This is a genomic window from Curtobacterium sp. B18 (assembly GCF_000333375.1).
Lineage (GTDB): Bacteria > Actinomycetota > Actinomycetes > Actinomycetales > Microbacteriaceae > Curtobacterium.
The window spans coordinates 1-10,541 of record NZ_BACZ01000214.1 but is presented as its reverse complement, the minus strand read 5'-3'; the positions used below and the strand labels follow the sequence as shown (position 1 = coordinate 10,541).

The following is a 10,541-nucleotide window of genomic DNA, read 5'->3' as shown; positions in this document are numbered from 1 at the left end:
TGCTCAGTCGCTCCAGGAGATCGAAGCTGGCGTTGCGATGCGACGCCGTGAGACAGATGAGCACGTCTTCCATGGTAACTCGCGTTCCGGTGCCCGCCCGATCCCGTCGTGCGTGCTCGGGATACACCCTGTTCGCCGATGGGAGAATCGTGCGGTGACCGACGCATCCACCACCGCTCTCCCCGCCGCACACCCGCTCGTCTCCGGGCGGACGTCGGGTTCGCCGCTCGTCCGGGCGCTCCGGGGTGACCGGCCGGAGACCCTGCCGGTGTGGTTCATGCGCCAGGCCGGGCGCTCCCTGCCGGAGTACCGCGACCTGCGCGTCGGCACGGCCATGCTCGACGCCTGCCTCGACCCGGCGATGGCGTCGGAGATCACGCTGCAGCCGGTCCGTCGGCACGGGGTCGACGCCGGCATCTTCTTCAGCGACATCGTCGTGCCGATCAAGCTCGCGGGCGTCGACGTCGAGATCGTGCCGGGGCGCGGGCCGGTGCTCGCGTCGCCGATCCGGACCGCGGCCGACGTCGACGCGCTCGGCACGCTCGACGAGGCCGCGCTCGCCCCGATCACCGAGGCGGTGGCCCGCACGGTGGAGCAGCTCGGCGACACCCCGCTCATCGGGTTCGCCGGCGCACCGTTCACGCTCGCGGCCTACCTGGTCGAGGGCGGTCCGTCGAAGGACCACATCCGCGCCCGAACCCTCATGCACGCCGGTCGGCTTGCCCTCGAGCAGCCGGACGATCTGCCGCGCCGAGTGCCGGCCGCCCTGCAGTGCCGGCTGGGCGAGCTGCGCGAGGGCGTCGTCCTGTGCGGCGATGTCGCCGGCGGAGAAGATCCGCTCGACGCCCTTGACGCTGAGGTCGTCGTTCACCTGGATGCGCCCGCCGTGGGTCTGCGGCATGCCCCAGCCGGAGACCTCCTTGTGGGCCGCGACGCCGTCGCCCCAGATGACCTGCGACGCCGGGATGAACTCACCCTCGGCCGTCATCACCCCGTCGGGCTTCACTTCGGAGACGCCGGTGTTGAGCCGCAGCACGACGCCGCGCTTGCGGAGGACCTGGGCCGCGTACCGACGCAGCCGCGGGGCGAAGGGCTTCAGGAGCTCGCCGCTGCGGTGCACCAGGGTGATCGAGATGTTGCCCCGCTCGATCTCCGGGTACGCGCCGACGAGGGCCTGGTCGCGGAGTTCGGCGAGCGCGCCGGCCATCTCCACGCCGGTCGCGCCACCGAGGCCGACTACGAGACCGTGAGTCGGCTCGAGTACGGGGAGAAGCCGCGCATCGAAGCGGAACTCGCCGCGGCCGAGCAGGCCGAGTCCGCCGACCGCATGGTGAACGACAGCGTCACCGACGAGGACATCGCCGCCGTGATCGCCCAGTGGACCGGCATCCCCCTCGGCCGCCTGCTGCAGGGCGAGACCGAGAAGCTCCTGCACCTCGAGAACGAGCTCGGTCGGCGGATCATCGGGCAGCGCACCGCCGTCTCGACGGTGTCCGAAGCCGTCCGCCGCACCCGCGCCGGCATCTCCGACCCGGACCGACCGACGGGCTCGTTCCTGTTCCTCGGCCCCACCGGCGTCGGCAAGACCGAGCTGGCCAAGGCGCTCGCCGAGTTCCTCTTCGACGACGAGAAGGCCCTCGTCCGGATCGACATGAGCGAGTACGGCGAGAAGCACTCGGTGGCGCGGCTCATCGGCGCCCCGCCCGGGTACATCGGGTACGAGGCCGGCGGGCAGCTCACCGAGACCGTCCGGCGTCGCCCGTACTCCGTGGTGCTGCTCGACGAGATCGAGAAGGCCCACCCCGAGGTCTTCGACGTGCTCCTGCAGGTCCTCGACGACGGCCGGCTGACCGACGGGCAGGGCCGGACGGTCGACTTCCGGAACACCATCCTCATCCTGACGTCGAACCTCGGGTCGCAGTTCATGACCGACCAGTCGATCACCGATGTCCAGCGCGAGGAAGCCGTCCGTGAGCTCGTCCAGCAGGCCTTCCGGCCCGAGTTCATCAACCGGCTCGACGACATCGTCGTGTTCCAGGCGCTGACGGAGGAGGACCTCGGGCAGATCGTGTCGCTCTACGTGGACCGGCTCGCCCGCCGCCTCACCGATCGTCGCCTCGAACTGGCCGTGACCCCGGACGCCCGCACCTGGCTCGCCGAGCGGGGCTACGACCCGGCGTACGGCGCGCGTCCGCTCCGTCGGCTCATGCAGCGCCAGATCGACGACCGGCTCGCGCGGGCGATCCTCGCCGGTGACGTCCGCGACGGGGACACGGTCCGCGTCGACGTCGCTCCGGGCGGCGACGAGCTGACGGTGGAGCCGTTCGAGCTCGCGGAGATCGTCGAGGAGTAGATGCGGACGGGCCGGACCCCTGGACAGGAGGCGCGGTGCCGGCTCCTGGGGCGGCGCCTCGTTCGCGGGTTCGCCGGTTCGCCGGTTCGCCGGTTCGCGTGTTCGCAGGTTCGTGGGTTCGCGGGTTCGCCCGGCGAGACCGGAGCGTTCTGAGCGCCGGCGCGCTGTGAACGCTCCGGTCTCGCCCGGCCTACGGTCCAGGGCATGCCTGAGATCCGAGCGTTCCGTCGCCTCACCGACGCCGTCGAGCACGCCAGCGTGCTCGACAAGGCGATCGACATCGATCGTTCCGTGGTGAACGCCCTCGCGAAGCCGAAGGCACTGCGCCAGCTGCTGCACGGCGTGCCGTTCGGGCACCCGCTGCACCCGCTCCTGGTGCAGGTGCCGCTGGGGGCGTGGACCTCGGCGGCGGTGCTGGACCTGATCGGTGGCAAGGGGAAACGCGCGCGCGGCGAAGACCCTCGTCGGCGTGGGGCTCCTGTCGTCCGGCTGCGCATCGGTGGCCGGCTACGTCGACTGGTCCGAGCTCGACCGTGCGCAACTCCGGACGGGCTGGGTGCACCAGGCGGTCACTGGGTGGGCATCTCGTTGTACGGGCTGTCGTGGATGCAGCGGAAGCGCGGGAACCACGGTGCGGGCAAGCTCCTCGGTTTCGCGGGTCTCGCGGTGGTCGGCGTCGGCGGGTACTCGGCGGACACCTCGCGTACCGGCAGCGGGCCGGCGTGAGCCGGCACGGAGAGGTGCCCTTCGACGCCTGAGTGCGGGTGCTGATCATGCCTGGTCATGACCAGTTCGTCAAGCGTCGTCGATCATCCGTTCCACATCCGTGATCCCGCGGAAACATGCGGATCGCGATTGTCCACAGCCTTCGGTTCCGTGGTTGACATCCCTGCGTGATGGGTCTTTACTCACCATTACGCAACGTCCTTTCATAAAGGTCGGACCAAGGGAGTCAACGTGACACGCACGCGTTTCGCCGCACTCGGTGCGCTCGCCCTCGCAGGCGCGCTCGCCCTCACCGGGTGCTCCGCCGGAAGCAACGGAGCTTCCGACGGCGGCACGAAGTCCATCGGCACACCCGATGGCAAGGGCAAGACCATCACCGTCTGGATCATGAACGGCGACCTCAGCCCGAAGATCCTCGACGTCGCCGAGCAGCAGTTCACGAAGGCCACCGGCGCCAAGGTGAAGCTGCAGCTCCAGCAGTGGGACGGCATCACGACCAAGCTCACGACGGCGCTCGCCCAGAAGGACGCCCCGGACGTGGTGGACCTCGGCAACACGCAGGTGCCCGTGTACGCGGCGACCGGGGGCCTCATGGACCTCTCGCCCTACAAGTCGGAGCTGCAGGACGGGCAGACCTGGCTCTCCGGGCTCGAGGGCCCGGCGACGGTGGACGGCAAGCTGTACGGAGCCCCGCTCTTCGCCGGCAACCGCGCGGTGATCTACAACAAGAAGATGTGGGCCGACGCCGGGGTGACCGACGTCCCGAAGTCCTACGACGAGCTCACCGCCGACCTCGACAAGGTCAAGGCGAAGAACCCGCAGGCGGACTTCTCGGCGTTCTACATGCCGGGGCAGTACTGGTACGGCGGGCTGCAGTGGGTGTGGGACGCCGGTGGGCAGATCGCGACCGAGAAGAACGGCAAGTGGAAGGGCGCGATCGACTCGGACGATGCCGTCAAGGGCCTCACCGCTTGGAAGGACTTCCAGAACGCGTACTCGGCGAAGTCCACGCAGGACATCAACACCGACAAGCCGGCAGAGTCCGACGTCTTCGCACAGGGCAACACCTCGGCGATCCTCGGCTCCGCGTGGGAGATCGGGTCGATCACCACGGCGAAGCCCGAGCTCAAGGACCAGATCGGCACGTTCGCGATGCCGTCGAGCACCGCGGGCAAGACGCAGCCGGTGTTCCTGGGCGGTTCCGACCTCGGCATCCCGTCCAAGTCCGCCAACCAGGACCTCGCGCTGTACTACATGAAGATCCTCACCTCGAAGAAGTTCCAGCAGGACCAGGTCTTCGGGGTCGACGGATGGGAACCGAACTCGACCGAGCTCCTCGACGCGGTCGCCGGTGACGTGGACGAGCTCCACAAGCCGTACTTCGAGGCTGCGTCGACCAGCCGTCCGACGCCCGCGACCCCGGGCTGGGCGACGATCGAGGGCGACTCGACCTTCCAGACGATGTTCGCCGACATCGCCACCGGTCGGAAGTCGCCGCAGCAGGCAGCTGAGGGCTTCTCGGAGCACCTCACGACCGCGCTCAACGCGCAGCAGTAGTCGATGACCTCCACGACGGAGCGGGTCCCCGGTTCGGCTCAGGCCGAGCCGGGGACCCGGCGTGGGGCCCTCGGACGGCGTCGGACCACCGGGTCGGGCACGGCATCGGGTCCCGGGGGCGGGAAGGGTTCCGGGCCTGCGGTGCGACGCCGGTCCGTCACGTCCTCGCGTGCGCCGCTGGTCCTGCTCGCCCCCGCCGCACTCCTGCTCCTGGCGCTGGTCGTCTACCCGCTCGTCCGCCTGGTGGTCATCTCCTTCCAGGACTACGGGCTGCGGGCGATCTTCACCGGACAGGCGGGGTTCGCCGGCCTCACGAACTACACGAACGTCCTCACCGACGCCAGCTTCTGGCCGGTCATCCTCCGCACGGTGCTCGTCACCGGGGCCATGGTGATCGGGACCATCGGCATCGGCATGGCGGTGTCCCAGCTCCTCACCCGGCTCGGCGTGGTCATGCGCACCGTCGTGAGCGTCGTGCTCGTGTTGGCGTGGGCGATGCCGAACGTCGCCTCGAGCCTGGTGTGGCAGTGGCTCTTCCAGCCGTTCTACGGCGTGCTGAACTGGCTCATCACCCAGCTCGGCGTGTTCGGTGACCACACGCAGGACAACTGGGCGTCGAGCCCCGGCCAGGCCCTGACCATCGTGCTCTCGCTCGTCATCTGGCAGGCCGTGCCGTTCGTCGCCCTGACGCTCTACGCCGCGCAGTCCCAGATCGCGCCCGAGTACTACGAGGCCGGCGCGCTCGACGGGGCGTCCGCGTGGGCGATGTACCGGGCGATCACGCTGCCGGCGCTCGTGCCGACCCTGCTGCTCGTGACGATCCTCTCGGTGATCTGGGACTTCAACGTCTTCAACCAGATCTGGCTGCTCACCAAGGGCGGTCCCGAGGACACCACGCTCACGCTCGGCATCTGGACGTTCGTGAAGTCCTTCGTGTCGAACGCGTACGGGCAGGGAGCCGCGATCGCCGTCATCTCGACGCTGATCCTGGGGGCGCTCACCAGCTACTACATCCGCCGGCTCGTCCGGAGCGGGGAGGAAGACCTGTGACGACCACCACCACCCCCGGGGTGACCGGGGTGACCGCCTCCGAAGCGCAGCCCGACGTGACCGGAGCGGGGCGTGCCTCCGGGCCCACCGCGCCGGTCGCGCCGGTCCGTGCCCGGCGACGCAAGCGGCGCGTGGTGGCGAACACCATCGCGGTGGTGTTCTGCCTGGTCTGGGTGTTCCCGATCTACTGGATGGTGAACACCGCCTTCAAGCCCGCCGACGAGGTCACGACCCTCACGCCGATCTGGTTGCCGCTCCGACCGACGCTCGAGAACTTCACGCGGGCGCTGACGCAGGACGGCTTCCTCGTGTACCTGCGGAACTCCGCGATCGTCGTCGTGGCCGCCGTGCTGCTGTCGATCGTCGTCGGCTTCCTGGCGTCGGCGGCCCTGTCGCGCTTCCGGTTCCGCGGGCGGCGGGCGATCCTCGTGGCGATCCTCTTCGTGCAGATGATCCCGTCGGGTGCGCTGCTGATCCCGCTGTTCCTGTCGTTCCAGTCGCTCGGACTGCTGAACAGCTACATCGGGCTGATCCTGGCCTACGTCGCGAGCGTGCTGCCGTTCTCGATCTGGGTGATGCGCGGGTTCTTCGTCGCCGTCCCGGTCGAGATCGAGGAAGCCGCGAAGGTCGACGGCGCCGGGACCTTCCGGATCCTGTGGAGCGTGCTGTTCCCCTTGGTGATGCCGGGGGTGATCGCCACGAGCGTCTTCGCGTTCATCGCAGCGTGGAACGACTACCTGACCGCCTACGTCATGCTCAAGGACCAGGGGATGTACACGTTGCCGGTCTGGCTGGCGGGCTTCTCGACGGACAAGGGCACCGACTTCGGCGGGCTCATGGCGGCGAGCGTGTTGTTCTCGATCCCCGTCGTGGTGTTCTTCCTCATCGTGCAGCGGCGGCTCGTGAGCGGCATGACCGCGGGGGCCGTCAAGGGCTGACGCTCCCCAGCGCTCCGGACGACGACGCCCCGACTTGCTCCGGCGGTCGGGGCGTCGTCGTGCCCGGGCTCGGCGTCGCGCTCGGCGATGCGCGCTCGTGCCACCTGGTCGCACGACGCGCCGCGTGCGTGGCGGGTTGGTCGCACGACATGCCGGCCGGGCCGCGGGGTGGCGACACTTCGTGCGACCAGCGGCGTGCGTGGCGGGTTGGTCGCACGACGTGCCGCGTGCGTGGTGAGTTGGTCGCACAACATGCCGGCCGGGCCGCGGGGTGGCGACACTTCGTGCGACCAGCGGCGTGCGTGGCGGGTTGGTCGCACGACATGCCGGCCGGGCCGCGGGGCGGCGGCACTTCGTGCGACCAGCGGCCGGGCGGAGGCGTCACGCGACAGTTCGTGCGAGCACGGGCGGATGCAGGACGACCGCGGGCAGGCACGGTGCCGAGCGGGCGGGCGCAGAGCGGGGCGCCGAACGGGCGGGCGCGGCGCCGAGCGGGCGGAACACGCGGCTCGCGTTCGTCGAGCGGGCGGAACTCGCTGCCTGGGGCGGGCGAACGGGACGAAAAAGGCCCGCTCGGCGAGCGCTCGGCGAGCCGCAGACGCGCCGCCGACCTGCGAACGTGTTGGTTCCGCGTTGAAACGGTTGCGTTTCTGTGGCATCCGGACGTACTCTTCTCGAAACCCACGGGAACGAAGGAGTTCGGGCATGTACGCAACCGAGCGGCACGACGCCATCGCCGCCGCGCTGCAGTCGGCAGGACGGGTCTCCGTCGCCGACCTCGCCGAGCACTTCGACGTCACGACCGAGACCGTCCGCCGTGACCTCGATGCCCTCGAGTCCGCCGGCCGACTGCGCCGCGTGCACGGGGGAGCGGTCCCCGTCGGCCGGTCGAGCGTCGTCGAGCTCACCGTCGCCGAGCGCGAGGTCCAGCACAACTCCGCGAAGTCCGCCATCGCCCGGGCCGCGATGCGCCTGGTCCCGCCGACCTTCACCGGCTCCATCGCCCTCGATGCCGGCACCACCTGCGCCGCCGTCGCCGCCGAGCTCGTCCGCTGGGAGCCCGCCACGGCCGGCGCGACCCTGACGGTCATCACGAACTCCGTCCCGATCGCCGCGACCCTGCAGCACAGCGAGCACGTCGAACTGCACCTGCTCGGCGGACGCGTCCGCGGGATCACGAGCGCCGCGGTCGGCACCGCCACGGTCGAGCAGATCGGCGCGCTGCGTCCGGACATCGCCTTCGTCGGGACGAACGGGCTGTCGGCGGGCTTCGGCCTGAGCACGCCTGACGAGTACGAGGCTGGGGTGAAGGGCGCGTACGTCCTCGCGGCCCGCCGGAGCGTGGTGCTGGCCGACGCCGCCAAGCACGGAGTCGAAGCGCTCATGCGGTTCGCCCGGCTCGACGAGATCGACACCGTCGTCACCGACCAGACGCCGCCCGCCGACCTCGCGGGAGCCCTCGCCGAGGCCGACGTCGAGGTGGTCGTCGCATGACCCCGAACAGCAGCGTGACCTCGAACAGTCGTAGGGCCCCGAACACCAGCGCCGAGCCGGGCTCCATCGTGAGCACCCGCATCGTCACCGTCACCCCGAACCCGAGCCTCGACCGCACGATCGAGCTCGCCGGCGAGCTGCAGCGCGGCGCCGTCCAACGCGCCACCCGTTCGACGGCGGAGCCCGGCGGCAAGGGCGTCAACGTCTCCCGGGTCGTCGTCGCGAGCGGGGGCGACACCATCGCCGTGCTCCCGGGCGACGAGCTCGACCCGGTGCTGCTCGGTCTCGCGACGCGGGGGATCCCGACCGCCGCCCTGCCGATCGGTGGCCCGCTGCGCTCGAACGTCACCGTGACCGAGCCGACCGGGACGACCACGAAGCTCAACGAGCCCGGGCCGTCGCTCGCCGGCCGCCTCGACGACCTCGCGGCCCTCGTCGCGGACGCCGCCGGCGCCACCGCGACCGGACCGGCTGCCCGCTGGGTCGTCCTCGCCGGCTCCCTGCCCCCGGGGCTGCCCGACGACGCCCTCGCGGTCCTCGTCCGCGCCGTCCGGCAGCGCCACGGCGACGACGTCCGGATCGCGGTCGACTCGTCGGGCGTGCCGTTCACCGCCCTGCTGCAGTCGGGCGAGCGGATCGACCTCGTGAAGCCGAACGCCGAGGAGCTCGCCGAGGTCGTCGGCGGCGACCCGGACGAGTTCGAGCGGGACGTGGACGCCGCGGCGCTCGCTGCGCAACGGCTCCGTGACAAGAACGTCGGCACCGTGCTCCTCACCCTCGGCAGCGCCGGGGCCGTCCTCGTCACCGAGGACGGGAGCTACGCCGCCGCCGCACCCAGGATCGTGGCGCGCTCGACCGTCGGCGCGGGGGACTCCTCCCTCGCCGGGTACCTGCTCGCCGAGGTCGCCGGGCACCCGCCCGAGCAGCGCCTCGCCCAGGCCGTCGCCACCGGAGCCGCAGCCGCTGCACTCCCCGGCAGCGACGTCCCCGCCCTCGACCACACCGACCCGTCGGGCATCGAGGTCCGAGCGCTCGAGCGAGCGCCCGAACCCGCCTGACACCGAACGACGGCACACGCCGCCCGCCCCGCCCACCGAACCCGCACACACGCAGCACCCGCGCCCCCCGCGCCATTGCAAAGGAGCAACCCATGTCCGTCAACACGAGTCCACGCCTCATCAGCGTCCAGCTCGTCGGCCTCGACGAGGACCTCGGCGCCACCTCGAGCGACGTCATCCGCGTCCTCGCCGACCGCGTGGCCGCGACCGGTCGCGCGGCGGACGGGGCGTCCCTCGCCGCCGACGCGATCAAGCGCGAGGCGAGCGTCGGCACCGGCGTCCCCGGCGGCATCGCGATCCCGCACGCCCGGTCGGCATCGGTCTCCGAGCCGACCCTGGCGATGAGCCGCCTCGCACGGACGGTGTCGTTCGGCGCCCCGGACGGCGACGCCGACATCGTCTTCATGATCGCCGTGCCCGAGGGGGCCGACAAGGACCACCTCACGGTCCTCTCGACCCTCGCCCGTGCGCTCATCCGCGAGGACTTCACCGCTGCGCTCCGCGCCGCCACCACCCCGCAGGAGATCGTCGACCTCGTCGACCGCGAGGTGAGCGGCGAGGTCGCGCAGGCCGGCGTCGGCACCGCGAGCAGCGCCTCCAGTGCGACCGCGACCAGCCAGGAGGCGCGACCCGCCGCCGCCACGAACGCTGCGGACGGAGGCGCGGCCGGGTCCGCGACCGGCGCCCGCAAGGTGCTCGTCGGCGTGACGGCCTGCCCGACCGGCATCGCGCACACCTACATGGCCGCCGACGCCCTCGTCGCCGCCGCGCAGCGCGCGGGTGCCGAGATGCACATCGAGACGCAGGGGTCCTCGCAGGTCGAGCCCCTCGACCCGGCGCTCATCGCCCGCGCCGACGCCGTCGTCTTCGCCGTCGACGTGGACGTCCGCGACCGCGGTCGCTTCGCCGGCAAGCCGCTCGTGGCCGGACCGGTCAAGCGCGGTGTCGACGAACCGGACAAGATGATCGCCGAGGCGCTCCGCGCCGCCGACGACCCCAACGCCGCACGCGTGCACGGCTCCGCTGCCGAGGCCGGTTCCAGCACCGCGAAGGACGAGCACTTCGGGCAGGCACTCAAGCGCTGGCTCCTCACCGGTGTCAGCTACATGATCCCGTTCGTCGCGGGCGGCGGGCTCCTCATCGCGCTCGGCTTCCTGCTCGCCGGGTACGGCATCGCGCTGACCCACGGTGACTCCGGGCAGAACAACGCGGTCTACACGCTCACGAACTACACGCTGCTGAACCTGCCGCCGGAGGGCCTGGCCTACTACGCGTCGAGCACGTGCGCACCGGGCACCTTCCGGCGTTCGCCAGACCCGGCCCCGTGGTCCGGGCGCCGATTCGATGCACCCTGCTCGCGGTCGC

7 protein-coding genes and 3 pseudogenes are annotated in these 10,541 nt (G+C 71.3%); 9 read left to right on the top strand and 1 reads right to left on the bottom strand.

The genetic code is table 11. The annotated features are described in order from the left end of the window. Positions 1–37: 37 nt before the first annotated feature. Positions 38–652: pseudogene (locus I5E_RS26900) on the top strand (uroporphyrinogen decarboxylase family protein); the annotation flags it as partial. 174 nt (positions 653–826) lie between these two features. Here the strand turns inward: I5E_RS26900 and I5E_RS26895 are convergent. Continuing rightward, positions 827–1,207, bottom strand: a pseudogene (locus tag I5E_RS26895) (FAD-dependent oxidoreductase); the annotation flags it as partial. Positions 1,208–1,240: 33 nt separating this feature from the next. Here I5E_RS26895 and I5E_RS26255 point away from each other — a divergent pair. From I5E_RS26255 to I5E_RS05710, 8 genes and pseudogenes are all read left to right on the top strand, one after another. After that, a pseudogene (locus tag I5E_RS26255) lies at positions 1,241–2,353 on the top strand (AAA family ATPase); the annotation flags it as partial. Between the two features lie 204 nt (positions 2,354–2,557). After that, on the top strand, positions 2,558–3,079 hold the full coding sequence (locus I5E_RS21275) for a hypothetical protein (RefSeq protein ID WP_049973450.1): 522 nt from the start codon (positions 2,558–2,560) through the stop codon (positions 3,077–3,079). 231 nt (positions 3,080–3,310) lie between these two features. Then, positions 3,311–4,636: a sugar ABC transporter substrate-binding protein gene (locus tag I5E_RS05735; protein ID WP_022906147.1), complete on the top strand. Its 1,326-nt coding sequence runs from the start codon at positions 3,311–3,313 to the stop codon at positions 4,634–4,636. A gap of 141 nt (positions 4,637–4,777) precedes the next feature. Further along, on the top strand, positions 4,778–5,686 hold the full coding sequence (locus tag I5E_RS05730) for a carbohydrate ABC transporter permease (protein ID WP_042723627.1): 909 nt from the start codon (positions 4,778–4,780) through the stop codon (positions 5,684–5,686). Beyond that, a complete protein-coding gene (locus tag I5E_RS05725) occupies positions 5,683–6,624 on the top strand; it encodes a carbohydrate ABC transporter permease (RefSeq protein ID WP_022906145.1) in 942 nt (313 codons plus the stop codon). Before I5E_RS05730 ends, I5E_RS05725 begins: the two co-directional genes overlap by 4 nt. 705 nt (positions 6,625–7,329) lie before the next feature. Next, entirely contained in the window at positions 7,330–8,118 is a 789-nt protein-coding gene (locus tag I5E_RS05720; RefSeq protein WP_022906144.1) for a DeoR/GlpR family DNA-binding transcription regulator, read from the top strand. A 68-nt stretch (positions 8,119–8,186) separates the two neighbouring features. Next, entirely contained in the window at positions 8,187–9,176 is a 990-nt protein-coding gene (locus I5E_RS05715; protein ID WP_031261674.1) for a 1-phosphofructokinase family hexose kinase, read from the top strand. A gap of 92 nt (positions 9,177–9,268) precedes the next feature. Then, positions 9,269–10,541 (top strand): PTS sugar transporter subunit IIA (locus tag I5E_RS05710; protein WP_022906142.1); only part of this gene is annotated, 1,273 nt, incomplete at its 3' end.